General features: G+C 73.7%; 24 protein-coding genes and 1 pseudogene. 15 read left to right on the plus strand and 10 right to left on the minus strand.

Annotation, left to right across the window (positions count from 1 at the left end; translation table 11 throughout):
* The first annotated feature begins 95 nt into the window (after positions 1–95).
* The 3 genes from SMD11_RS00400 to SMD11_RS00410 all read left to right on the plus strand — a co-directional run bounded on the left by SMD11_RS00400 (position 96) and on the right by SMD11_RS00410 (position 3,457).
* Positions 96–1,565 carry a tetratricopeptide repeat protein gene (locus tag SMD11_RS00400; protein WP_087924483.1) on the plus strand — a complete coding sequence of 490 codons (1,470 nt, stop codon included), beginning with the start codon at positions 96–98 and terminating at the stop codon, positions 1,563–1,565.
* A gap of 58 nt (positions 1,566–1,623) precedes the next feature.
* Entirely contained in the window at positions 1,624–2,235 is a 612-nt protein-coding gene (locus SMD11_RS00405) for a class I SAM-dependent methyltransferase (protein ID WP_087924484.1), read from the plus strand.
* A 103-nt stretch (positions 2,236–2,338) separates the two neighbouring features.
* Entirely contained in the window at positions 2,339–3,457 is a 1,119-nt protein-coding gene (locus SMD11_RS00410; RefSeq protein WP_087930200.1) for a DUF5937 family protein, read from the plus strand.
* Between the two features lie 26 nt (positions 3,458–3,483).
* Here SMD11_RS00410 and SMD11_RS00415 read toward each other — a convergent pair whose 3' ends face one another.
* On the minus strand, positions 3,484–3,699 hold the full coding sequence (locus SMD11_RS00415) for a hypothetical protein (RefSeq protein WP_087924485.1): 216 nt from the start codon (positions 3,697–3,699) through the stop codon (positions 3,484–3,486).
* A 205-nt stretch (positions 3,700–3,904) separates the two neighbouring features.
* On the opposite strand from SMD11_RS00415, the gene SMD11_RS00420 reads away from it, so the two are divergent.
* Entirely contained in the window at positions 3,905–5,059 is a 1,155-nt protein-coding gene (locus SMD11_RS00420; protein ID WP_087924486.1) for a hypothetical protein, read from the plus strand.
* 67 nt (positions 5,060–5,126) lie between these two features.
* Positions 5,127–5,567 carry a GNAT family N-acetyltransferase gene (locus SMD11_RS00425; RefSeq protein WP_087924487.1) on the plus strand — a complete coding sequence of 147 codons (441 nt, stop codon included), beginning with the start codon at positions 5,127–5,129 and terminating at the stop codon, positions 5,565–5,567.
* 85 nt (positions 5,568–5,652) lie between these two features.
* On the opposite strand, the gene SMD11_RS00430 is transcribed toward SMD11_RS00425, so the two are convergent.
* Positions 5,653–8,070, minus strand: coding sequence for a SpoIIE family protein phosphatase (locus SMD11_RS00430; RefSeq protein WP_087930201.1), 2,418 nt, complete (start codon positions 8,068–8,070; stop codon positions 5,653–5,655).
* A 116-nt stretch (positions 8,071–8,186) separates the two neighbouring features.
* On the minus strand, positions 8,187–10,091 hold the full coding sequence (locus SMD11_RS00435; protein ID WP_087924488.1) for an FAD/NAD(P)-binding protein: 1,905 nt from the start codon (positions 10,089–10,091) through the stop codon (positions 8,187–8,189).
* Between the two features lie 332 nt (positions 10,092–10,423).
* Between SMD11_RS00435 and SMD11_RS00440 the strand changes: the two genes are divergently transcribed.
* Complete coding sequence (locus SMD11_RS00440; RefSeq protein WP_087924489.1) at positions 10,424–10,900, plus strand: hypothetical protein; 477 nt, start codon at positions 10,424–10,426, stop codon at positions 10,898–10,900.
* Between the two features lie 146 nt (positions 10,901–11,046).
* Here SMD11_RS00440 and SMD11_RS00445 read toward each other — a convergent pair whose 3' ends face one another.
* The 3 genes from SMD11_RS00445 to SMD11_RS00455 form a co-directional block, all read right to left on the minus strand.
* A complete protein-coding gene (locus SMD11_RS00445; protein WP_087924490.1) occupies positions 11,047–11,547 on the minus strand; it encodes a nucleoside deaminase in 501 nt (166 codons plus the stop codon).
* 93 nt (positions 11,548–11,640) lie between these two features.
* Positions 11,641–12,111: a cyanase gene (cynS, locus tag SMD11_RS00450; protein ID WP_087924491.1), complete on the minus strand. Its 471-nt coding sequence runs from the start codon at positions 12,109–12,111 to the stop codon at positions 11,641–11,643.
* A 102-nt stretch (positions 12,112–12,213) separates the two neighbouring features.
* A complete protein-coding gene (locus SMD11_RS00455; RefSeq protein WP_087930202.1) occupies positions 12,214–12,828 on the minus strand; it encodes a carbonic anhydrase in 615 nt (204 codons plus the stop codon).
* A 176-nt stretch (positions 12,829–13,004) separates the two neighbouring features.
* Between SMD11_RS00455 and cynR the strand changes: the two genes are divergently transcribed.
* Both cynR and SMD11_RS00465 read left to right on the plus strand, forming a co-directional pair.
* Positions 13,005–13,991, plus strand: coding sequence for a transcriptional regulator CynR (gene cynR, locus SMD11_RS00460; RefSeq protein ID WP_087924492.1), 987 nt, complete (start codon positions 13,005–13,007; stop codon positions 13,989–13,991).
* A gap of 8 nt (positions 13,992–13,999) precedes the next feature.
* Positions 14,000–14,578, plus strand: a complete 579-nt coding sequence (locus tag SMD11_RS00465) for a hypothetical protein (RefSeq protein WP_159395153.1) — start codon at positions 14,000–14,002, stop codon at positions 14,576–14,578.
* 70 nt (positions 14,579–14,648) lie between these two features.
* Here the strand turns inward: SMD11_RS00465 and SMD11_RS36085 are convergent, their stop codons facing one another.
* On the minus strand, positions 14,649–15,044 hold the full coding sequence (locus SMD11_RS36085) for a hypothetical protein (RefSeq protein ID WP_234365818.1): 396 nt from the start codon (positions 15,042–15,044) through the stop codon (positions 14,649–14,651).
* A 245-nt stretch (positions 15,045–15,289) separates the two neighbouring features.
* Positions 15,290–15,667 (minus strand): annotated as a pseudogene (locus SMD11_RS37165) (protein-L-isoaspartate(D-aspartate) O-methyltransferase); the annotation flags it as partial.
* A gap of 333 nt (positions 15,668–16,000) precedes the next feature.
* On the opposite strand from SMD11_RS37165, the gene SMD11_RS00480 reads away from it, so the two are divergent.
* The 7 genes from SMD11_RS00480 to SMD11_RS00505 all read left to right on the plus strand — a co-directional run bounded on the left by SMD11_RS00480 (position 16,001) and on the right by SMD11_RS00505 (position 22,854).
* Entirely contained in the window at positions 16,001–16,744 is a 744-nt protein-coding gene (locus tag SMD11_RS00480) for a helix-turn-helix domain-containing protein (RefSeq protein WP_234365820.1), read from the plus strand.
* Between the two features lie 15 nt (positions 16,745–16,759).
* Positions 16,760–17,944, plus strand: coding sequence for a M20 family metallopeptidase (locus tag SMD11_RS00485; protein ID WP_087924496.1), 1,185 nt, complete (start codon positions 16,760–16,762; stop codon positions 17,942–17,944).
* 140 nt (positions 17,945–18,084) lie between these two features.
* Positions 18,085–18,246, plus strand: a complete 162-nt coding sequence (locus SMD11_RS35185; protein ID WP_159395154.1) for a hypothetical protein — start codon at positions 18,085–18,087, stop codon at positions 18,244–18,246.
* A gap of 88 nt (positions 18,247–18,334) precedes the next feature.
* Positions 18,335–20,086, plus strand: coding sequence for an asparagine synthase-related protein (locus SMD11_RS00490; protein ID WP_087924497.1), 1,752 nt, complete (start codon positions 18,335–18,337; stop codon positions 20,084–20,086).
* Complete coding sequence (locus tag SMD11_RS00495; RefSeq protein ID WP_087924498.1) at positions 20,080–20,376, plus strand: PqqD family protein; 297 nt, start codon at positions 20,080–20,082, stop codon at positions 20,374–20,376. Before SMD11_RS00490 ends, SMD11_RS00495 begins: the two co-directional genes overlap by 7 nt.
* Positions 20,373–20,789, plus strand: coding sequence for a lasso peptide biosynthesis B2 protein (locus SMD11_RS00500; protein WP_107421912.1), 417 nt, complete (start codon positions 20,373–20,375; stop codon positions 20,787–20,789). The genes SMD11_RS00495 and SMD11_RS00500 overlap by 4 nt, the downstream gene beginning before the upstream one ends.
* A gap of 184 nt (positions 20,790–20,973) precedes the next feature.
* Entirely contained in the window at positions 20,974–22,854 is a 1,881-nt protein-coding gene (locus tag SMD11_RS00505) for an ATP-binding cassette domain-containing protein (RefSeq protein WP_234365821.1), read from the plus strand.
* A 588-nt stretch (positions 22,855–23,442) separates the two neighbouring features.
* On the opposite strand, the gene SMD11_RS00510 is transcribed toward SMD11_RS00505, so the two are convergent.
* Both SMD11_RS00510 and SMD11_RS00515 read right to left on the minus strand, forming a co-directional pair.
* The gene (locus SMD11_RS00510) at positions 23,443–23,889 is read right to left on the minus strand and encodes a protein-tyrosine phosphatase family protein (RefSeq protein ID WP_087924499.1); all 447 of its coding nucleotides are present in this window, start codon (positions 23,887–23,889) and stop codon (positions 23,443–23,445) included.
* Entirely contained in the window at positions 23,886–24,092 is a 207-nt protein-coding gene (locus tag SMD11_RS00515; RefSeq protein ID WP_199843771.1) for a helix-turn-helix transcriptional regulator, read from the minus strand. Before SMD11_RS00515 ends, SMD11_RS00510 begins: the two co-directional genes overlap by 4 nt.
* Positions 24,093–24,104: the final 12 nt, after the last annotated feature.

The following is a 24,104-nucleotide window of genomic DNA, read 5'->3' on the forward strand; positions in this document are numbered from 1 at the left end:
ATCCAGGCCCGGGGGGATCCAGGCCCCGGGCCGTACCGCCGACCGCACGCCGAACCGCACGCCGACCGCACGCCGCTTCGACCCGGAAGGTGCGCATGACCGCCGCTGCCTCTGGCCCGCCGCCCGGCCCCGCCGGCCACCGTGGCCTTCAGGACTGCGAACGGGCCCTGGTGGCGGCCGCGGCACGCTACGGGCGGGAGCCGGGCGAGGAGGTCGTCCGCGCCTGCATCGCCGTCCTGGAATCCCTCGACGCCCTCGGCCCGGTATCCCACGGCACCGGCGCCGACAGCCTGCGGGTGCGCACCCTGCGCGTCCTGCTGTGCGCGTCCGAGCTGTGGTGGCGTGACGGCGACGGGGACGGCACCGTCGGCATCGAGCCGTGGCCGGCCGTGCCCGTGCACACGCTCGTCGCGCGGGCCGAGGCGGCCGCCGCGCGCACAGCCGACCGGGCGCTGCGGGCGGCCGCCCGGCACATGGCGGGCCAGCACCTGGTCGTCACCCACAGCCTCGACGCCGCGCTCGCCGCGCTCACCGAGGCGGTCGGCCTCGCCCGTGCGGCGGGGGACGTGTTCACCGAGCTGGAGGCGCTGACCGATCTCGGGCACTGCACGGTCGGCCGGGACATGAAGCGCGGCACCGGCATGCTCGAACGGGCCGAGACACTGGCCGCCCGTTCGCCGGGGGCCTTCGTCCGCCCCGAGGAGGCGGAGCTGCTTCCCCTGACGCTCGCCCGGCTGACCGGCCACATCGGTGTCGCCGCGTTCGACCGCGGTGCCTTCGACACCGCCGAGAGCCGGCTGCGCGCGTCCCTGGACCGGCTGTCGCCCCGGCACACGCCCGGCCCGTACGCGAAGATGACCAACTTCCTCGGCCAGCTGCTGACCGCGGCGGGACGGTTCGAGGAAGCCGAAGCCCTGCTGACCGAAGCGGTCGGCCGGCTCGCGCCGCGGGCGGCCGCCAGCACCCACCAGGGCTACAACCTGGGGCTGCTCGGCAAGCTGTACCTCGAATGGGACCGCCCCGGCCAGGCGGCGCCGCCGCTCCTGGCGGGCTGGGACCAGCTGCGTGCCACACCGCACGTCTCGCTCCTGCCCCTGCTGCGGAACTATCTGGGCGAGCTGCTGATGCACCCCTCCTACGGCCTGCGGGACGTCGCCCGCGCCTGCGAGCTGTTCGCGGAGACGGTCCAGGAGTGCCGCCGCACCGGGTTCCAGCGCAGCGAGATCGCCGCGCTGATGCTGGGGGCACACGGCGCCTGGCGGCTCGGCGACGGGCCCTCGGCACTGGCGCTGAGCGAGGGGGCGGTGGAGCGCCTCGCCGAGACGGGCGAGATGCCGGCCCTGCGCTCCGAGGAGGTGTACTTCACCCGTTACGAGATCCTCCTGTCGGCGGGCCGGGCCGGGGACGCCGGGCCCTGGCTGGACCGGGCGCGGGCGGTCCTGCTGGCCAAGGGGCGCACGATCGCCGATCCGGCCGCGCGCGACGTCTTCTACACCCGGGTGCCGACCAGCCGGTCCATCCTGGCCGCGAGCGGGCGGCGGGGGCAGCGGGGGCCCACCCCCTGACCGTTCCCCCACCCTGGCCGGCGCGGTGCCGGCGGGGCGTAGGGGGTACGGTCGGCCGATGGGTGCGGAGGTGTGGAACCACAATGTGCACTACCACCGGCTGGTGCTCGCCGCGGTGCCCCCGGGGTGTGCGGCGGCCCTGGATGTGGGCTGTGGGGACGGGCTGCTGGCGCGCGCTCTGGCGTCGCGGGCGCGGGTGGTGACGGGGGTGGACCGCAGCGGCGAGATGATCCGCCAGGCGCGTGCGGGCGGTGGGCGGTGGCCGTCGGTGAGGTTCGTGGAGGCCGATTTCCTCGACCCGCCGCCGGGGGTGCTGGAGGAGGGCGGGTACGGCTTCGTCAGTGCGGTGGCGGTGGTCCATCACGTCGCGTTCGCCGAGGCTCTGGGGGCGATGGCCGCTCTGCTCGCGCCGGGCGGGCGGCTGGTGGTCGTCGGCCTGACCCGCCCGCGGACCGTGTGGGACTGGGTCGTCAGTGGTGCGGGGGTGCCGGCGGCGCGGGTGCTCGCCCGCCGGCACGGCGGGAAGCGTGACCCGGCGGGGATGCCGGTGCGGGAGCCGGTGATGAGCTGGGGCGAGGTGCGCCGCCAGGCGCGGTGGCTGCTGCCCGGGTGCCGGGTGCGCAGGCATCTGCTGTGGCGGTACTCCCTCGTCTGGGACAAGCCCCTGTGACCTGCGGGTTTCCTTCCCCTTCGTGGTGGGGGCCGTGGATTGGCGCGGGGCGTCAATCGGTGCGGGCCCATGGTGGCGGGGCAGGCACGATGGGGGCATGAGCGTGAGCATCGACATCGCGGGGCTGCCGCCCGAGCGCATCGTCTTCGAGACGTCGCCGCTGGCGGAGCTGAACCTGGCACTGCACGCCCTGGCCGAGCCCGGTCACCACCCGGGGCTGCGCGGCTGGGCCTCGGCGACGGCCGCCTCGCTCGGCCGGGACCTCGCGGGCCGGCTCCACGAGGCCGACTTCCTGTGGCGCAACACCTTCTCCGACCTGTTCATGCCCTTCGCGGGGGTGCGCGGCGGTGACCGGCGGGCCGGGGCGACGCTCGCGGAGGACCTGGACCTGCTGGACCGGCTGGACGACGAGCAGTTCGTCTCGGCGGCACTGGAGTTCGCCTCCCTGGCCACCTACGCCACCGGCGGCCCCTCCCCGCTGACGGACGCAGCCACCCGGGCCCGGGCCCTGGAGCTGGCGGCGGCCCGCGGCCCGCAGCAGTGGGAGTTCACCGGCCGTCTGCTCAAGGACCCCACCGCCGTACGGGCGTGGGTGCGGCGGCTGGTCGAGGACTGCGACGAGGCCTTCTTCGCGGACGTCTGGCAGCGGGTGCGGGGGGTACTGGCCGCCGACGTCCGGCACAAGACGGAGCTGCTGCGCCGCAAGGGGCTGGCCGAGGCGCTGACCGCGGTGTCGCCCGCGATGGTGCTGGAGGAGGACGGGCAGGGGCGGCGGATCCGGGCGGACAAACTGGCGGAGTGCCAGGCCACGGCGGTCGACCCGGCCGTGGGGGTGGGCCTGACGTTCGTCCCCTCGCACTTCGCCTGGCCGCACCTGATGATCCTGCACCGGCCGGGCTGGCGCCCGGTCGTCCACTACCCCGTCGGCTCGCCCGAGCTGCCCGCCCCGGCCTCCGTCGAGGTGCTCAAGCTGCGCCTGGAGGCCCTGGCCCACCCGGTGCGGATGCAGCTGTGCCGCAGCACGGCCCGCTCCCCGCACACCACGGGGGAACTGGCGAACATCCTCGGCATCAGCGCGCCGGAGGTCTCACGGCACCTGGCGGTGCTGAGGAAGGCGGGGCTGATCGTCACCCGGCGCCGCGGCCGGTACGTGCTGTACCAGCTGGACGTGCGGGCGGTGTCGCGGCTGAGCAGCGATTTCCTGGAGGGCGTGCTGCGCTGACGCCCCGGGCGGGGGTGTCAGATGTGTCAGATGTATTCGTCGGGTTCGCCGCCGTGCTGGTCCATCGGCCAGGCGACCCGGCATTCCAGGCACGTCAGCCGCCATGCGAACTGCCCGGTCCGCGGGTTCTTGGCGTGCGTGGTGATGACGGTGATGCCTTTGCACTTGACGCAGCGCACGGGAGGATTCGGCCTGCCGCCGGACCGGTAGGCGTCGGGGCCCACGATGTCGCCATTGCTCATGGCACCCACTGTGCCAGGGCACCGGCAGCGGCCTGCCTCAACTCGGGCATGGCGTCGACGACTTGAAGCCCCCTTTTCGGGCCGCCCGCCCGGACGGCGGCGGCCCGGCCCGCTCCCCTCCCCCGCTTCCACTGCCGCCGGCGCTGTCGCACCCGCGTCGTAGGGTGATCACCCGGTTCGACGACCGTGCGACGAGGGGGCAGGGATGAGCGAGGAAGCACCGCGGGAGGGGCGGCGGGGGGCGTGGGTCCGCCGGTACCGCAAGGGGGTCATCGGCGGGGTGGCCCTGGTGCTGGCCGCGGGGGCCGGCTGCTGGGCGGGGGGTGTGGGCCCGTTCGCGGAGAAGGACCGTTACTGCTGGGGTGCGTGGGAGCAGGACAGCGGGCCGGGGTTCCTGGGGAAGCAGGCGTTCTCCGGCGGTGGCACCCGTACCGCCACGTCGGCCGCCCCGTCCGCCGGGAGCCCGCGCGGCACCTGCACCGTCACCGTCCGCACCTCCAGCACCGCCTCCGGGGAGACGATCCGCTACGAGGACGTGGTCAGCGTCGGCTACGGGCCGGTACCGGGGCCCGCGGCCGAACGCGCCGCCTGGCTGGGCGAGTTCCTCCAGGGGAGCGCCGAGCGGCTGCCCGGTGACCTGCCCGGGCTGGCCGACGCCGACCGGGGGATGCTCGTCCTGCCCAAGGAGTGCGACGTGGAGGGGCGCCCCGCCGCGGTGACCCTGCGCACCCGCAGCACCGGCGTCTCCGCCTCCGGCACCTCCCACAGCGTCGTCGCCACTCTCGGCACCGGCGACATCGCGAAGATGCTGCTGGCCGCGGCCGGCCGCGGGATGCGCGAGGCCGGGTGCGCCCCCGCCGGGGCCTTGCGTCTGAAGACGCCCTTCCCCACCCCGGAACAGGACGGCCACAAGGCCCGGACGGCGGAGTCGTCGCCCTTCCCCCAGGGGGTCTGCGAGATCACCGGGCTGCGCGCCGGAGAGGGCGAGGCCTACGTCTGGAACCAGACCGGCGGCGACAGACGGTTGCAGATCTGCTCGGTGACCGCCGCACCGCGCGGCGGGGAGCCCAGGGCCGCCGGGCAGTTCGTGGCGGTGAGCGGGCTGCCGCGTCTCCAGGCCCTCTTCGACGGCATGGGCGGCGAGGCGGCGCCCGGCCCGGGCCGGCGCGGCAAGGGGACGGTCGGGGCGCGGTCGGCGCTCGTGCGCGCCGGCTGCGGGGAAGGGGGCATCGTCTTCTTCCAGCAGCTGGACGCGGCGATGGCCCGGGCCGCCTCACCCGGGCCCGAGCGGGTCTTCGCCAACGGGGTCAGGGCCGCCGCCGCGCGGGCGGGGTGCGCACCGGTGGCCCCCGTCGGCTGACCCCGCGGGCCTGCACGGGGGGCGGGGTGAGTGGCCGGGGCGAGGGCGGGCTCGTAGGGTCCCGCCCATGTGGCGATTCGACGCGGTGGTCAGCAAGGAACGCGAGGAGTGGCTCGGGGAGCGGCTGGAGTCGGACAACACGGCCGCCTCCCGTGCGATGGCGGCGCTGCGGGGGACGCCGGCCGGTCAGGAGCTCCCGCTCCAGCTGTACGCGCTGGGCGGGCAGGGGGTGGTGGCCGGGGGGATCACCGGGCGTACGTGGGGGCGGTGGCTGCACGTGGAGCTGTTGTGGGTGGACGCGGGGCAGCGGGGGCGGGGGCTGGGTGCGCAGCTGCTGCGGCGGGCGGAGGACCTGGCCCGGCGGGAGCGGGGGTGTGCTCACGCGCGGGTGGAGACCTGGGATTTCCAGGCGCCGGGTTTCTACCGGCGGCAGGGGTACGCGGTGGTCGGTGAGGTGGCCGGCTATCCGCCGGGGGTGACGGAGTATCTCCTGGCCAAGAAGCTGTAGCGGGCGGGGCGCCAGGGCCGGGGCGGTGCGTACGGGCGGGGCCGCGGCCGGGGCGGTTGATACGGGTGGCCGGGGGTCCGTGCGGTCAGGGCAGGCGTTGTTCGGTCCAGACGGTTTTTCCTTCGCGGCCGTAGCGGGTGCCCCAGCGTTCGGTGAGCTGGGCGACGAGGAACAGGCCGCGGCCGCCTTCGTCGGTGGTGCGGGCGCGGCGCAGGTGGGGGGCGGTGTTGCTGGTGTCGGAGACTTCGCAGATGAGGTGGGGGCCGAGGATCAGGCGCAGGGTGACGGGGCCGCCGGGGGCGTAGCGGTAGGCGTTGGTGACCAGTTCGCTGACGACGAGTTCGGTGGTGAAGGTGAGTTCGTCGAGGTTCCAGGTGGCCAGTTGCCCGGTCATCAGGGTGCGGGCGCGGGAGGCGGCGCGGGCGTCGGCGGGCAGGGTCCAGGTGGCGACGCGGTCGGCGGGCAGGACGCGGGTGCGGGCGAGGAGGAGGGCGACGTCGTCGGCGGGGTGGGGTGGCAGGAGGGCGCCGACGACGGCGTGGGCGGCTTGGGTGACGGTGCGGGCGGGGACGGCGAGCTGGTGGGCGAGGCGGTCGAGCATGGTGTCGATGTCGTGGTCGGGGGTGTGGATGAGGCCGTTGGTGTAGAGGGCGAGGAGGCTGCCTTCGGGGAGGTGGAGTTCGGTGGTCTCGAAGGGGAGGCCGCCCAGGCCCAGGGGTGGTCCGGCGGGGAGGTCGGGGAAGGTGACGTGTCCGTCGGGGGTCATGACGGCGGGGGGCGGGTGGCCGGCGCGGGCGAGGGAGCAGGAGCGGGAGATGGGGTCGTAGACGGCGTAGAGGCAGCTGGCGCCGGTGACCTGGTCCTGGGGGAAGTCGTGGCTGTTGCTTTCCTGTTCGGCGGCGAGGCGGTGGACGAGGTCGTCGAGGTGGGAGAGGACTTCTTCGGGGTCGAGGTCGAGTTCGGCCAGGGTGTGGACGGCGGTGCGCAGGCGGCCCATGGTGGCGGCGGCGTCGATGCCGTGGCCGATGACGTCGCCGACGACGAGGGCGACGCGGGCGCCGGAGAGGGGGATGACGTCGAACCAGTCGCCGCCGACGCCTTCGACGGCGCCGGCGGGGATGTAGCAGTGGGCGATGTCGGCGGCGGGGAGGTCGGGCAGGTCGCCGGGCAGGAGGCGGTGCTGGAGGGTGAGGGCGGCCAGGTGCTGGCGGGTGTAGCGGCGGGCGTTGTCGAGGGAGACGGCGGCGCGGGCGGCGAATTCGGCGGCGAGGGTGAGGTCGTCGTCCTCGAAGGGTTCGGGGCTGCGGGAGCGCCAGAGGGTGACCAGGCCCAGGACGAGGCCGCGGGCGGCCAGGGGCAGCATCATGACGGAGTGGACGCCCAGGGCCGCGGCTTGGGGGGCGCGGTCCTGGGCGACGGTGGTGAGGTCGCCGGGGGTGCGCAGGTGGGGGACGAGGAGGGGGGTCTGGTCGGCGAGGCAGCGGCCCTGGGGGGTGTCGGGGGCGAAGTGGATGAGGGCGCCCAGGGGGTTGAGGGCGTCGGTGGCGTGGGGGACGTCGCAGGACAGGGCGGTGCGGCGGACGGGGCCGAAGCCGTCCTGGGAGGGTTCCTCGCCGCGGCTGACGGGGTCGAGGAGGTCGACGGTGGCGCAGTCGGCGAGGTCGGGGACGATGACGTCGGTGAGTTCGCGGGCGGTGGTGGCCACGTCCAGGGTGGTGCCGATGCGGGCGCCGGCTTCGCCGAGGAGGGCCAGGCGCAGGCGGGCGCGGTGTCGTTCGGTGACGTCTTCGACCAGCTGGGCGACGCCCAGGGTCCGTCCGGTGGAGTCCTCCAGGCGGAAGGCGGAGACGGAGACGAAGCGGGCGCGGGCGGGTTCGATGCGCAGGCGGCAGGACTGTTCGGTGAAGATGGTGGGGCGGCCGGTGGCCAGGACCTCGCGGAGGCGGTCCTCGGCGGTGCGGGCGTCGTCGGGGAGCAGGAAGTCGGCCATGCGGTGGCCGCGTGCCTGGTCGGGGGTGAGGCCGCCGATGCGGGCCAGGGCCCGGTTGACGCGCAGGATGCGCAGGTCGGGGGCGTGGACGGCGAGGCCGATGGGTGAGCGGCGGAAGAGGTTGTCCAGGACGGAGCGGTCGGTCTCCCACTGGATGACGTCCTGGGCGGGGGCGGCGACGAGGAACCATTCGGGGTCGCGTCCGGTGCGGGTGACGCGGCGGGCGCGCAGGCCCAGGTGGGTGCGGTGGCCGTCGGCGTGCAGGACGGGCAGGAGGCCGAACCAGCCGGGGTTGCGCAGGCACTCGGCGGCGGCGCGGGCGGCGAGGCCGTGGTCGTCGGGGTGGACGAGGGTCTCCAGTGCGGGGCGGCCCATCACGTCGGCGGTGCGGTGGCCCAGGAGGGTTTCGGCCAGGTGGCCCCAGCCCACGACCTTCGCCTGGTGGTCCAGTACGGCCGAGGCGGCGCCGGCGACCGAGAACGGGTCCTCGGGGCTCTCGGGGAAGAGCGTCATCGGTTCGTCGTCCGTCACATCCTCCACAGTGATGGGTGGGGGGCGTGGGCGCTTGCCGGCCTCTGCGCCATCCGGGGGACGCCCGGGTGCCCGGGGGTCCGGGCGGGGGCCGGGGGTCAGGTGGGGAGGCCCAGGAGGCTGCGGGCGATGGCGTCGCTGTCGCCGACGGTGACGGAGCCGACGCAGGGGCGGATGCCGGTCTCGGTCACCCAGTTCGCCCCTTCGGTCGGCACCCCGTACACGTACCGGCGGGGGTGGACCGTGCCGTCGGGGTCCAGGGTGCGGAAGGGGCGGGCGGTGACGGCCACTCCCCCGGTGACGTACCTCCTCGTCCTGTCCCCGGTGCCCGCGGGGGTGGTGGGGAGGGTGAAGGGGGTGAGCCGGCGCCGGTCCTTCAGGTGGGCCAGGACGGGGCTGGTGGTGCGGGCGAGGTCGACGGCGGGGAGGCGGGCGTCCAGGAGGGCGGTGGCGTGCCAGGTGTGGCCGGGGACGGCGGAGTGTGCGGTGAAGCGGCCGCTGCCGGGGTCGGGGGTGACGGTGAAGCGGGGGCCGGCGACCTCGGCGATGCCGGCGTCGAGGAGGGCCACCAGTTCCTCGATGCGCGTCCAGGGCGGTCCCAGGGAGAGGAAGGCGTGCAGCGGGGTGAACCAGCCGCGCACGTCGGTGCGGTAGGACTCGCCCTCGATGCCGCCGTCGTTGATCACCGCGCGGATCTCGTTGCGGATGTCGCGCAGGACGTCCAGGGCGGACTTCAGGGCGCTGGTGAGGTTGCCCCGGCGGGCCTCGGCCACGTCCGCCAGCAGGTGGGCGCGCAGGAAGGTGTGCCAGGCGGGCGGGGAGGCCAGGGCGGTGGCATCCCAGGGGCGGGCCGTCTTCGCCCAGTCCCACCGGTGGTGCTCGGGCAGGTGGAACTTGCGCAGGATCTGGCGTTCGGCGTCACCGGACCAGGGGGCGGTGACGTAGAGGGCGTGGAATTCCTGGGCGGTGGCCGGTGAGGCGGCCTCGGCCACCAGGCGGGTGTAGTAGACGGTTTCGACCTCCTTGGCGATCAGCGGCCAGCAGTCGCGGCGGAAGTCCAGTCCCCCGGCGGGGCGTGCCCGTTCCCGTAAGGCGTCGACGGCGGCCGTGGTGAGGAAGACCGGTTCGTGGCGGCCGTCGCCCTTCTCGTTGTCCGCCCGCCCGTGCAGGGGGATGCCCCGGCGTGACCCGCAGACCAGGCGGGGTTCGTCCCCGGAGGGCAGGTAGCGCAGGCGGCCGCCGGCCTCCCGGGTGAAGGTGCCGCCCCGGCCGGTGGTGAGCAGGGCCATGTGGTCGAAGAAGGACAGGCCGAGTCCGCGGACGAGGACGGGGCGGCCCGGTTCGAGGGCGTCCAGGTCGGTGTCGGCGGGGCTGGCGGGCCGCTGGTAGCGCCCGCCGGTACGGGCGGCGAAGCGGGCGAGCGCCGCTTCCTCGCCGGTGGGGTGCACGCCGGTGTGGCCGGTGGCCAGGACCAGCTGGTCGACGTCGAAGGTGCGGCCCTTCTCGCAGGTCAGGCGCTGGCGCCCCTGGGGGGTGTCGGTGACGGCGACGATACGGGTGTGGTGGCCGCGCACGGTCAGGCGGGCGGGGGCGCGGCGCAGGACCTCGCGGTGGGCCCATTCGAGGTAGTGGCCGTAGAAGGAGCGGCGGCAGTAGCTGCCGGGGCCGGTGCGGCGGGCCTGGTCGAGGACCTCGGGCGGGTAGCGGCCGGGTATGCGGCCGGCCGCCAGTGCCACGGCCCACCCGTACAGGCTCGGTCCCGGGCGGACGGGGCCGGACATCGGCACGGTGTCGTCGGCGAACGCGGTGATCTGGGAGGCGACGATGTTCATGATCAGGGCGGGTGGCTGGTCGGTGCGCCAGACCTGGCCGGAGCCGAAGCCGCGGGGCTCGAACAGCTCGACGACGGCCGGGGGGCCGGGGTGGGCGCGGGCATTGGCGACGAGGCGTTCGAGTACGGACAGCCCGCGGGGGCCGACTCCGACTATGCCGATCCTGAGCACCGCCGTCTGCTTCCTCGTCGTCCTCGTGTTTCTCTGTTCGCTCTGCTTTTCTTCTGTGCCGGGCGGCCGCCGGAACGGGCGCACGGCAGGGGCACACCTGTCGCGCGCGGCGGCCGGGCGGGGCCGGGCATGGCGTGGACTCTAGGAGAAGATCTCGCCGGGGAAGGGGAGATTGGGGGAATCTCCTGCGCGGCGCGGCCCGCGCGGCCTGTGCGGGCCCGGTGTCCCGGGCGGCCCCGCGGCATCCCGGGAGAGGCAGGGGGCGGTGGGGTGTGTGGGGTTGGCCGGGAAAAGTGTGCCGTGCGGGGCGGGTGGTGTGATCAGGTGGCGGGGTGGAAGCCGTCGCCGCCAGTGTCATAGCCGTGCTCGGGACGTTGCTGGGCGCGGGGATCACCCACGCCTTCCAGCAGCGGGCGACCGCGCGCGGCGAGCGTTCCGCCCGCCAGGAGCGGCTGCGCCAGGAGAGGTTCGACGCCTACTGCTCGTACGCGGGCGCCCTGGTCAACTACCGGCGCAGCCTCATCCACCGCTGGCACTGCGAGCACGAGGATCCGCCGCCGGACGACGTGGCGGAGGCCCGCCGCCGCTCCTACGAGCTGCGCTCCGAGGCGCAGGAGGCCCTTTTCCGGGTGCAGATGCTTACCGACGACGAGGCGTTGACCGCCCTGGCGTGGCGGGCGTTCGAGCGGGTCGGCAAGCTCCACCAGATCGACAGCCGGGAGGAACTGGAGGGGCGGCGGCAAGAGGCCCGGGAGCTGATCGAGGAGCTGGTGAACGCGGCCCGGCAGCATGTGCGGGCACGGGTGTGAGGCTGCTGCCGGGCGCGTTCCCTTGTCCGGCTTCCCGCCGGTTCCCGGCTTACTCCTGCCGGCTCCCGCCGATCGCTGCTGATCGCCATCGATCGCCATTGATCGCTGCTGATCGCCGCTGGTGCGCGGGGCGGGTGTGCGGGTGGTCAGGCGGCGGTGGGGGCGCCCGCGACGCGGCGCTCGCCGTTGTTGCGCTCCTGCCAGGCGCGGTAGACGTCGGTGGCGGCGGCGCGGGGCTCGTGGCGCATGGGGAGCCGGCGGTCGGTGAAGTCCTTGGCGAACTCGGCGTAGAAGGTGCCGAGTTCGAAGTACTTGCGGTCGTCCACGTAGTGGGGGGCGTAGTCGTCGCGGCCGGTGAGGAAGACGACCTCGTCGGGGCTGGCGTAGTAGAGGGAGCCCAGGCACATCGGGCAGGGGTGGGCGAGCACGTAGATGGTGGTGCCGGTCAGGTGCTCGGTGCCCAGGCGGGTGCAGGCCTCGCGGATGGCGAGGATCTCGGCGTGGGCGGTGGGGTCGCTGGTCTGGGCGACGAGGTTGGGGCTCTCGGCGAGGACGCGGCCGTCCTTGACGATGACGGTCGCGAAGGGGCGGCCGCCTTCCTCGACGTTGCGGCGGGCGAGGTCGATGGTGCGCTGGATGAAGTCCACAGGAGGCTCCCCGGGTGGTGCGGCGGTGCGGAAGGAAAGGGGGGCGGGCGGGCCGGCGGCCCGCCCGCCTTTGTGTCCGGTGCGGGGGGTGGGTCAGAAGGGCTTGGTGGGCAGGTACTTGCCGTCCAGGGTGATCACGGCGCGCTCGCCGCCCTCGGGGTCGGCGACCTTCTTCACGTCCAGCTTGAAGTTGATCGCGCTGATGATGCCGTCACCGAACTGCTCGTGGACCAGGGCCTTGAGGGTGGTGCCGTAGACCTGGAGCATCTCGTAGAAGCGGTAGATGGTCGGGTCGGTGGGGATGCCGCCGGGGATGGAGCCGCGGGTCGGGATCGCCTGGAGCAGGGCCGCGGCGTCGTCGTCCAGGCCCAGCAGGGCGGCGACGGCCTTGGCGGAGGCCTCGGGCAGGGGGTGCTGGCCGAGGACGGCGGCGGTGACGAAGGCGACGGACAGGCCGGCGGCGTCGGCCACCTCCTGCCAGGAGAGGTCCTTGGCGGTCTTGGCCGCGACGGCCTGGGCGGCGAGCTGCTCGCGGGCGGTGGCGTCGAACTGGGCGTGGATCATGGGAAAGGGGTCCTTTCGGGTACGGGCGCTCCCGCCCCGGCGGGGTGCCGGGGCGCACGGGGGCGCCGCTGTGGGTTCGGGGTGGGTGGTTCGGGGGGTGGGTCAGGCGGCGAGGGCGGTGAAGCGGCCGCTCGCGGCGTCGAGTTCCTCGACGGTGCCGGAGCCGATGTCGTAGACCCAGCCGTGCAGGGTCAGCTCGCGGCGGGCCAGGGCGCGGGCGACGCTGGGGTGGGTGGCGAGGTTCGCCAGCTGGGCCAGGACGTTGTCGCGGACGAGCGCGGCGACCTTGTCCCCGGCCTCCTGGGCGTCGTGGGCGGTGGTGCGGGCGCGGGCGGCGTCGGCGTGGCGCAGCCAGTCGGCGACGGCGGGCACGGCGGTGAGGTCGTGGCCGTCGGCGAGGGCGGTCATGGCCCCGCAGGCGGAGTGGCCGCAGACGATGACGTCGCTGACGCCCAGGACGGTGACGGCGTACTCGATGCTCGCCGCGACCGCGTCGGCGGCGGGGGTGTGCGCGGGGACGAGGTTGCCGGCGGTGCGGATGACGAACAGCTCGCCCGGCTCGCGCTGGGTGATCAGCTCGGGTACGACGCGGGCGTCGGAGCAGCTGATGAACAGGGTGCCGGGGCGGTGGGTGGTGGCGAGGTGCGCGAAGAGCTCCGCGCGGGCGGGGAAGACGTCCCGCTGGAAGCTGTGGACTCCCTCGGCGAGGTGGTGCATGGTCACTCCCTTGTGGGTGGTGTGTCGGTGGGGGCCGACGTCGTCCACTGTGCATGACCTGTGCTTATAGTGTCCAAGTCGTGAAAGGCATGACTTCTATTGGTCGTGTCTATAGGTGCACGGGCCGGGTGCGGGAGCCCGGGGGCGTGCGGGGTGTGGGGGTGTGGAGGCAGGTCATGGAACTGCGTCATCTGCGGTATCTGCTCGCGGTCGCCGAGCACGCGAGTTTCACCCGGGCCGCCGAGGCCCTGCACATCTCGCAGCCCACGCTCTCCCAGCAGGTCAGGCAGCTGGAGCGGGCCCTGAAGACACAGCTGCTGGACCGCACCGGGCGCACGGTGCGGCTGACCGACGCGGGCCGGGCCTACGCGCACTACGCGCGGGCCGCCCTCCAGGACCTGGCCGCGGCCGAACGCGCCGTGCTGGACGTGCGGGACCTGAGCGTGGGGGCGCTGCGGCTGGCGATGACGCCGACGTTCACCGCGTACCTGATCGGCCCGCTGGTGGCGCGGTTCCACGCCCGGCACCCGGGGATCACCCTGGAGGTGCGGGAGCTGACGCAGGACCGCATCGAGTCCGCGCTGCTGGCCGACGAGGTGGACCTGGGGATCGCGTTCAGCGGGGCGCACCTGCCGGGGGTGGAGGGGGTGGCGCTGTTCACCGAGACGCTGAGCCTGGTGGTGGGGCCGCGCCACCCGCGGGCGGGCGGGGCGGAGCCGGTGACGGCGGAGGACCCGGAGCAGGAGCGGGAGACAGAGCGGGGCCCGGTGGTGGAGCTGCCGGTGCGGGAGCTCGGCGGTCATCAACTGGCGCTGCTCAGCGGGGATTTCGCCACCCGCGGGCACATCGACGCCTACTTCGCCGGGCAGGGGGTGCAGCCGCCTATCGCGGTGGAGGCCAATTCCATCAACGCGCTGACCGAGATCGTCCAGCGCACCGCCCTGGCCACCGTGCTGCCCGACGCCATCACCCGCGGCCACCCGGCGCTGCGCCCCGTGCCGCTGGTGCCGCCGCTGCCCGCCCGGACGGTGGCGCTGCTGCGCCGGGAGAGCGCGTACCGCAGCGCCGCGGCCGCCGCGTTCGCCACCCTGGCCCGTGAGTGGGTGCGGGAGGCGGGGTGGGCGGAACCCGGGGAGCGGGGCGCGCCCGGCGGCGGGGGATGATCGCGGGCGTGAGAGCGAACGGGACAGGTGAGGTGGTGTGGACGCCGGCCGCGCTGGTGGTGGGGGGTGCCGCGCTGCTGGCCGAGGCGGCCGTGGCGGTGATGGCCCTGTGGGCGTGGGGGATGACGCACCCGCACCCCGAAGGGGAGGACGGCGGGGCGCTGTTCGTCCTGGTCCTGCCCCTCCTGCTGGCCCTGCTGGGGGTGGTGGCCCTGGTCCTGGCCGCGGCGCTCGTGCTGCCCGCGCTCGCCCTGGCCCGGCGGGCGGGCGGCCGCTGGGGCCGCAAGGGGGCGTGGTGGTGGCCGGTGGCAGCGTGCCCGGCCGTCGCGGCGGCCGCGGTGGCCGGCGGCGGCGCGGTGGCCGCGGCGCTGGGCGGGACGGGGGCGCCGGCGGTGTACGGCTGGTGGTGGCTGGTGCTGTCGGCCGCGCTCGCCGCGGCGGCGCTGCCGGCCCGGGCGGCCAACCAGCGTGTGGCCCGGGGGCGTCCGGTGCTGCGGGTGCTGCTGGCCGGGTGCGCGGGGGTGGCGGGCGTCACGGCGGTGGCGGGTCTGGCGGCGGTGCTGGTGGTGGGGGCGGTGCTGGCGTGAGGGTGCGGGCGCGGCGGGGCCGTGGCCCTGGCCGGCGGCGGCGCCCGGGACCGTCCGCCGGCAGCGGGTCCTACCGGGTCAGGCGGAGGTCCCAGCCAGGGACGTCGCTGTCCATGCCGGGGTCCAGGGCCGGGGTGTAGGAGTCGGGGGCGGGGCGCCCGGCGTCCTCCCATGCGGCGAGCCAGCCCCGGAGCACGGTCAGCGACGCGGAGTCGGCGAGGATCCGGCCGTCCTTGTGGACCACGGCGGCGGAGTCGCGGGTCGAGTGGCCCAGGCCGAGGACATCGGCCTGAAGTTGCGTCATCGTCAGCCGGGAACCGGTGGCGGCCAGCCAGACGCGCAGGCTGGACCAGTCGATCTTCTCGCCTTGGTACTGCTCGGTGTGGCCGGGCTCTCGCAGCTGGTCCAGGACCGTACGGGCCCCGGTGCGAAGCCAGTCGTCCTGCTCGCGCCAGGCGATCGACACCCACGAGGCGGCCGGGACGCGGTTCTCCCAGTCGACCCACCGGGCCGGGACCGAGAAGTCGGTCCGGGCAGAGCCGGCGGTCTCGATGTAGGTGCCGGGGAAGATCTCCTCGACGTGCGGCTGCCGTCACGGATACGGATCCTGGTGCCGATGGCCAGGCTCGGCACCGCCGCGACCGGCAGCGTGGCGACGATCAGGCCGCCCTCGACGGTCTGGTCCACCCACGCCTTCGGCAGCAGGGGCGGGGTGCACCAGGCGCCGAGGCGGTCGTACGGGCCCCGCTCGGGGTGTCCGGCGGTGCCGTCCGTGGTGAAGCAGCGGATGTTGTTCAGCCCGCGTTCGGCGTGGATGCGGTTGGCCCAGCAGGTCAGGAACGGGTCGATGTCCAGGCTGGTGACCGACCCGGTCGGGCCGACGAGTCCGGCGAGCAGGCCGCCGGTCAGGCCGGTGCCGACGTCGCCGACCTTCATGCCCGGCCGGACGTCGAGGTAGGTCAGGTCCCGGTGGACGAAGACGGGGTTCGTGCGGTGGATGGTCGGGCCACGGTCGCCGTTGTGGGTGTAGTGCCGCTCAGGGACTTTCTCAGCGGCGGCAGCGACGGAAGCGGCGATGGCGGTGGTCATCGGTGTCACTCCTTCGTGGATGATCGGGACGCGTTCCTCAACTGCTCCGAGTGGGTGAGGGACACGAGTGGACGAGGCGCCAGGTTGACGCGCTCAGATGACGAGCGCGGCGTGGTGGTGCCATCCGGCCTCAGGTGTATTCGCCGACCGGGCCGCCATTAGTGATCGAGCCTCGCTCGCTGCCGTGTGGGATGCGCCCAGCCGTATGCGGGGATGAGTACGAGGGCGGTCGATGAAGGGGGAACGCGCGGTGGAATCCATATGTGCTGAGCCGACCACGGATCACCAGGCGGGAGGATGACTGTGGCCGGGCTGACAGGCGGAGAGTCGGCGTTGAGACGTGCGCGTACGGCAAGGAATCTGACGCTGGAGGAGGCCGCCGACAACCTGAACGAGATCACTGGGGGCGCGACGGACGCGAGTCTGCTCAGCGCGTGGGAGACCGGCCGGCGCCGGACCGGGGCGAAGAACCGGGCTGGGCTGTGCCAGCTGTACCGGGAACGCCCCGAGGTGCTGTTCGCCCACCAGGACGGAGAGGCCACCAGCGTGCTGGAGACCTCCGGCACGGCGGTGGTCGTCAAGGTGCTCACCCGCTGGACCGACCTGATCGAAGCGATGGTCAGTGTCGCCTCCAGCGCCCGCGAACAGCTGGTCGTCACCGGCAGCCGGAGCCGGGAGAAGGCGTATCTGGCGGCGATCGAAACGGCCGTGGCCCAGCACCCGGACCTGGTCCACTACCGGGTGCTCTACGGCCCACCCCGGCACCGCACGCTCGCCGACCACCTCGTGCGGCTGCTGGAGCTGCGCGACCCGACCGCCCGCCGCAACGGCGTCAAGACGCTCCACATCGGGATGGTCGAACCGGCAGCAGCGCTGGAACGCTTCTTCGTGGCCTCGGAGACACAAGCGGTCGTGCCGCTGCCGTCCTTCCACGGCGCGGAAGGGTTCGACTGCGGCGTCTTACTCAGTCGCGAGGCCGCGGTGGGTCTGGTCCACCATGGGCGGGAGGCGTGTGCTTCGGCGCGGCCGGTGGAGACGATCGAGGCCGTCCGCGCGCTGCCGGTCCGGCACAACTGATGTGGTGGGAGAAGCGTGAGCGAGAACCTTCAGCAGGCTCGGATGGCGTCCGTGATCGAGCTCGCCCAGGAACTGATCCGGCGGCCGAGCCGAGGTGGGATCGACAACTATGGACCGGTCCTCGGCGTGCTGGAGGACTGGCTCAACGACCGCGCCGTACCTCACCGTCGTTTGTACGGCGACGCAGGTGAGCTGGTGGGGCTGCTCGTGGAGATCTCGGGGGGTCGGCCGGGCCAGTGGTGGACACTGGATGCCTGCGTGGACACCGCCCCGTACGGCGACGAGAACGCCTGGTCCTTCCCGCCGGCCAGCGGGGACGTGGTGGACGGCTGGCTGCTCGGCCGCGGGGCGGCCGACTCCAAGCTCGCCGTCGCCATGTTCTGCCACATCGCCGACGACCTCATGCCCCGCGCCGCTGACCTGAACGGCGGGCTAGCCATGCTCCTGGACGTCGACGAGCACACCGGCGGCTTCGGCGGTGCCCGCGCCTACCTCGCCGACCCGCGCGCGGCCCGCCCTGCCGGGGTGATGATCGGCTACCCCGGGCTGGACGAGGTCGTGGTCGGCGGCCGGGGCCTGTGGCGGGCCACCCTCGCAGTGCACGCCCCCTCCGGGCACTCCGGATCCAGCAAGACCGTGGTCGGTGCGATCACCCGGGCCGCCCACCTCGTACGGCTTCTCGACGAGGCGGAACTGCCTGGTGTGGACGGGGCGTCGGGGTTTCCCCTGCCGCCGAAGCTGTCGGTGACCTCCGTCCACGGAGGCCAGGGCTTCTCCGTCACCCCGGACCGGTGCGAGCTGAACGTGGACGTACGCACAACCCCCGGCTTCGACGCGCACGACGCCGAGACGCTGGTCCGCAAGGCGGTCGCCGAGCTCGACGCGGAGTTGCCTGCCCCTGCGTCCACCGAGGTCACTCCGGTCGCGGCCTGGCCGCCGTTCCGCCTGGCCGAGGACGAGCAGCCCGCCGCCGCCCTGCTGGGCGCCGCCGCCGAGATGGGACTTGCGGTCAAGGCGAAGACCGCAGGGCCGTCGAACATCGGCAACCTGCTGGCCGGTGAGGGCATCCCGGCCACGGCCGGTTTCGGGGTGCCGTACGAGGGGCTGCACGGCATCGACGAACGTGCCCACCTCGCCGAGCTGCCCCAGGTCTACGCCGTCTACCAGCGGGCCGTCCTCAACCTCCTCAAGGCGGGCTGACACCTCCCAGGCGCATCCCATATTTCTCCCAGATCCACTCCCAGCAAGTCCCCAGCTCCGTCTCTGGGAACGGATCTTCGATCGCGGTGACATGGAGACAGCACCACTTCCACATCCACCGATGACAAGGGAGGCCGGCTATGGCCGAGCAGACCGTCACCATCAAGCCCGTCGAGGACAAGCCCGCGGCGACGCCGCGCGTCACCTTCGCGCCGCAGATCAGCACCCACCCGGTGGCCACCCTCACCCTGGGCCGCCAGACGTTCAACGACTCGGACAAGGACAACTACTTCGAGGGCTGACACGTCCTCACCGAGCACCCCGGGGGCCGGCCGCACGACAGCCGGCCCCCGGGCGCGTCACGGAGCTGGTCGAAGGGGAGGCAAGCAGATGGAACAGGAGTGGCTGACCGGCGGCACAGCCGCCGTCGATGGAGTAGTAATCGAAGGGCTGGGCGACCTGCGCCGGGCTCCCGGCACACGGGTACAGGTGGCCTGCGAGGGGCCGGTTGGCCTCGTGGTCGTGGGCGACTGCCCCGTCACCCAGGAGGAGCTGAGGGCCGCCCTACCGGCGACGCGGGTGGGCCAGTGGGCCGGACTCACCCGGTGGCCCGGCTCGTACTGGGTGGTCGCCGACAACGGGCGGCAGCGGTTCGTGTGCGGCGACCTGGCCGGTTCCCGGGCCGTCTACTACACGCTGCGCGGCAACGAGGCCGCGTGGGCAAGCCAGGCTCGGCTGCTGGAGCAGGACAGGCGGCTCACGCCGGACCTGCCGCTGGTGGCGGCCAGGCTCACCGTGGGCGAGCACCACTGGCCCCACCGCACCCCGTACGAACAGATCCGCGTGGTGCCCGGCGGCTTCGGACTGCTGCTCGCGCCAGAGGCACCGCCGCAACTCGTCGATGTCAACGGTGTCGATCCCGTCGACGAGCTCCGCGAAGGGGCCGTGCGGTTCGGGCAGGCGCTCACCAACGCCGTCCAGCACCGCGTCCGCGTCAGCGGCGGCGCGGTGGGCGCCGACCTGTCGGGTGGGCTGGACTCCTCGGCGGCCGTCGTACTCGCTGCCGACGCCGGGACCGTGCACGCGGTGACCTACACCGACGGCTACACCAGCGGGGAGGATATGGCATTCGCCTCCCGCATCGCCGAGCACACCGGCGCCCGGCACACGGTCGCCACCGGAGGCGACGAGCAACTGCCGTTCGGCTTCCCCGCCGGACAGCCGTCCGAGGCGGAGCCGGTGCTGGCGGCGGCCATGTACGCCATGGACGCTGCCTACCTGCGCCCCGTGCAGGGGCTGCCGCTTCACCTGACCGGGCATGGCGGGGACATCGTCCTCGACGCCTCCAGCTCCTGCTGGGTCCGCCTCCTGCAGGACGGCCACCGCCGCGAGGCCCACCGACAGGTGGCGGCATTCGCCCGGCTCCGTAACACCGCGCCGGGCCCGTACTGGAAGGCCCTCAAGCACGCCGCTGACCTCGGCCGCAGCGGTGCTCTGGAGCGTGCCGCCGAGACCCTGGAACACGGTCCGGTCACACCACAGACGACGGTTGCCGGATGGTCGTGGTGCCGTCTGGGGGCCGGAGCGTCCTGGCTGACCGCTGACGGCCGTCACCAGGTCGCCGCGCTGCTGCGGCAGGCCGCCGGTGACCAGCAGCCGGAGCTGGCGGACGAGTTCGACCAGTGGGCCGCCCTGCGGTCGGTGGGCACCTCGGCCCGCGGCTGGGCCCCATACGGCCACGCGCTCGGTATCCGGCCGGTGTACCCGTACCTGGACAACCAGGTTGTCCGGGCCGCGTTCGGCGTGCCAGCCCTCGCCCGGCGGGGTCTGGTGGCCTACAAGCCGCTGCTACGGGCCGCGCTGCCCGAGCTCCCGGACTGGCTGACCTCCCGCCGGTCGAAAGGCTCGTTCACCGCCCAGCGCATCGCCGGGCTGGCCCGGCACCGGGATCGGCTCGACGAACTGACCGCTTCCAGTCCGCTCGCGGCCGCTGGGCTGATCGACCCCGCAGCCGTCCGTACCTCGCTAGCTCAGACGGCCCGGGGGCAGAGCGCCACGGTGATCGCCGACCTGCACCAGTTGATCGTGACGTGCTGGTGGCTCAGTGGTCAGACGACCAGGAGGGAGGTGGCAGCGTGCTGATCCCCGCCCTCCACGTTCACCACAACACGGGGCCGGACGGCACGGCGGTGATCGACGTGAAGCGGGAGACGTGGCTGATGCTCGATCAGGACGCTTCCCGGATCTGGCACGCGATCACCGTCCGCGGTGGCACCGCCAGGCTCGCCGATGAGATCGCCGTCCCTACCGGCCAGGACCCACAGCAGGTCAGCGGTCAGATTGTCGCGTTCGTCGACGATCTGGTGGCTGCCGGCGTGCTCGTCGACACCGACCGGCCGCGGCGAGCACGGCGAAAGCGGTGGCGTCGATGACGGTCATGGTCCCCACCGCCCGGCCCACCGCTCCATGGCGCGACCGGTTGGTGGCCGCCCTCGCGCTCGCCCTCTCCCTGGCCGTGAGTCCGTTGCCACTGCGCTGGAAGCTCGCCGCCGTGCGGCTGCTGCGCGGCCTGCCGTACGCACGCTTGGCCCGGCTCGAAGCCCTCTACACCGCGGTTCAGGCGGTGATTCCCTCGTGGTGGCCGGGCCGGATCGCGTGCGCCGAGATCAGTCTCGCTACCGTCATCGCGACCGCCCTCACCTGCCGCCAGGCCCGCTGGGTACACGGCGCCCGCTTCATGCCTCACGCCGCACACGCCTGGGCGGAGGTCCCCGAGGGCGCGGTCGGCCGGGACATCGGCGACGCCGTCGACCGGCCCTGGATGCCAGTCCTCGCCGAGCCGTAGAGAGGCCCTGGGCTGCCGTGGTCCGGGGCTGGCCCGAGCCTCCCCACCCCGGACCACGGATTCACTCGATCGAATGAAAGCGCACGGGGTGGCTGACGGCAGGGGCCGGTCGACCAGCGGCGACGCGGGCCTGCCGGAACAATCCCGTTGCCCAGCGGCCTCGTTCAGCTCCCTGATGGGGTTCGTGAGTTCTTCCGTATCCTCGCCGCCCGTCGCCGCCGCGGGCCAGCCGCCGGTCATGTGCCTGGCCTCCGACCGGCACTTCGAGGCGAGCGTCAACCTGTCCACGTGGGCCATAGCACGCCGTCTGCCCCACACCCTCGCCGAGGCGGCCCGGCTCGGTTGGCGCACCGACCGCCGGGCCGTGCTGGCCCTGCTGATCTGCCAGATCGGCGCCGCCGCCCTCACCGCGACCGCGCTCGCAGCCACCACCCGCGTGCTGGCTACCGTCTTCACCGGAGGCGACATCGCCGCCGGCCTGCGCGAGAACCTGACCACCGTGGTGGTCCTCACCCTCGCGGCCTCCGGCCGCTACCTGCTGGACGCTGCAGCCCGCGCGTCCGCCGCCCGGCTCGCACCGAAGGCCGTGCGCGAGGCCGACCTTGAGGTCATCACCACGGCGACCGCCGCCGAGCTGGTGGCGTATGAGAACCCGGACTTCGAGGACGCCCACGCCGCCGCCTCCGACGGCGCGGAGAAGACCGGCGACCTCATCCTCGACGCCCAGCTCCTCACGTCCGCGGCGGCACGGATGGCCGCCGCAGCGACGGTCGTCACCCTTCTGCACCCGGTGATGCTCCCCTTGCTGGTCCTCTCCGTCGTCCCCTGCGCGTGGGGCGCCGTACGCGGCGCTCGGATCGAGCACGCCGCCCACCACCGCAACCTCGCCGACTCCCGGCTCCGCAACGTGTTCCGGTCGTACACCACTGAGCGCAACACCGCCGACGAGGTCCGCGCGGGCACCATGGCCGCCTTCCTCATCCGGCAGTACCGCGTCGTCTCCGGCCGCCTGGAGGCCGAGCAGCTCAAGGCCACCCGGCAGGCTCTGGTGGTGCAGGGGATCGGTGACGCACTCACCGCGGTTGGCACCGCTGCGACCTGGGGCGTGCTCGTGCTCCTGGTAGCGAGTGGCCGGATGGAGCTTGCGGTCGCGGGGACCGCAGCCTTGGCGGTAAGGACCTCTATGGCGGCTCTTGCGACGACGGTGCGCGCCGGGGCCCGGCTGTTCCGCACCTCGCTGTCCCTGGACGACTGGGCCCGCTTCCTGGCCGTGGCCAAGCCGTGGACGACCCGCCGCGGCTCGGTCCCGATCGCCGAGGACGGGCCGCTGGTGATCACTGCCATGGACGTCTCCTTCACCTACCCCGGCGCCCGCGCCCCCGCGCTCGACGGCATCAACCTGGACCTCAAGCGCGGTGAGGTAATCGCCCTGGTCGGCGAGAACGGCGCCGGCAAGAGCACCCTCGCCCGCATCCTGACCGGCCTCTTCCTGCCCACCAGCGGTTCAGTGCGGTGGGACGGAGTGGACCTGGCGGACGCCGACCCGGCCGGGGTGCTCGCCAAGGTGGCGCTCGTGCCGCAGGACTACACCCGCTGGCCGCTGGCCGCCCGCGAGAACATCACCCTCGGCCAGCCCCGCCCCGACGGCGACGCCGCCGTGCGCGCCGCCGCTGAGGCAGCCGGCGCCGACACCGTCATCGCCGCGCTGCCCCACGGACTGGATACCTCACTGGCCCGATCCTGGTGGGGAGGGCATGACCTGTCCGGCGGGCAGTGGCAGCGCGTCGCGGTCGCTCGCGCCTTCCATCGCGATGCCCCCGTCCTCGTGATGGACGAGCCGACCGCCGCCCTCGACGCCCGTGCCGAGCACCGGATTTACACCCGGCTCAGGGCACTCGCCGAGGGACGGGCGACCGTGTTCGTCACCCATCGGCTGGCCAACACCCGCCTCGCCGACCGCATCATCGTGCTCAACCACGGCCGCATCGAGCAGATGGGTGCGTACGACGAGCTGGCACACCAAGGGCTGTTCCACGAACTCCTCAAACTCCAAGAAGACCGGTGACCCAGTAATCCCCGCGCACAATCGAATTCCGGCGAGCGCCAAGGGATCCCGCTGGAATGCCAGCCCGAACACACTTCAGCCCGTCTCCCGGAAGGGGGCGGGCTGAAGTGTTGTGCTGTGTGGGCCCTGCGCAACACGCAGGACTTGACAGAGAAGCCGTCGGCCGTACCGAAGTTCTCGGTACCGAGAGTCACCTGCTTGACATCACCAGCGTTCAGAACGAGCGGTGCGGCGTAGATCGGCTCCATTGCGTTCATCTCCCTTTGCGGTATTCACAACTTCGGCGCCTTTCACCGGAGCGCTGCCATGGAGTCAACGCCTCACCAGCCCGCGCCTGCTCCCCGGATGCGGCAGAGGTGTTTAACGTGTTTACAGCCCCTTCCTTCAACTCTCCTGACAGGCCAGATTCGTTGGGCACGGCGTGAGATCGCAGAAGACGATCCGAGAGGGGTCACGATGACTGAACCCAATGGACGGTTACGAAAAGTCATCGCCGAGCCGGGCATGCCCCAGGACCGCCTGACCACCTCTGCACAGTGCCCGGCCGGCACAGACGGTGCCCGGCCGCGCATCGCCCACCGCTGACGGCTATCGGCCCCCGGGGCCGCCGGGGAAGCGGCGGACGTAGCGTTTTTGCCAGGGGGTCTCGACGGCGTGGCGGTCGTAGTGGCGGCGGACGAACTCCACCGCCCGCCCGGGCGGTACGCCGTCGAGGACGGCCAGGCAGGCCAGGGCCGTGCCGGTCCGGCCGCGGCCGCCGCCGCAGGCGACCTCCACCCGCTCCCCCGCCGCCCGCTCCCACACCTCACGAAGAACGGTGCGGGCGTCGGCGGGGTCGGCGGGGAGCCGGAAGTCCGGCCAGCGCAGCCATCTGGCCTCCCAGGGAACCTCGGGGGGCCGTGTGCCGAGCAGGTGGACGGCGTAGGCGGGGGCGGGGCCGTCCGGCAGGGGGCGGCGCAGGCCGCGGCCGCGGACCAGGCGGCCGGAGGGCAGGCGCAGGACGCCGGGGGTGTCCGGGTTCCACAGGCCGCTCACCGGGGCTCCGGTGGGGTGAGGTCGAGGACGAGGCCGGCTCCCAGCGCTTCGGCCGGCCGGGACAGGCTCCGGACGGTGGGTGAGTGGCGGCCCGCTTCCAGGCGGGAGACGACGCTGTGCGTCACGCCGGCGAGTCCGGCCTGGGACAGGCCCTGTCGCAGGCGTAGTGCGCGGAGCGGGTCTCCGGGCTCCTGCGGGGTCACTGCCGCGTGTCC

This window comes from Streptomyces albireticuli, assembly GCF_002192455.1.
Lineage (GTDB): Bacteria > Actinomycetota > Actinomycetes > Streptomycetales > Streptomycetaceae > Streptomyces > Streptomyces albireticuli_B.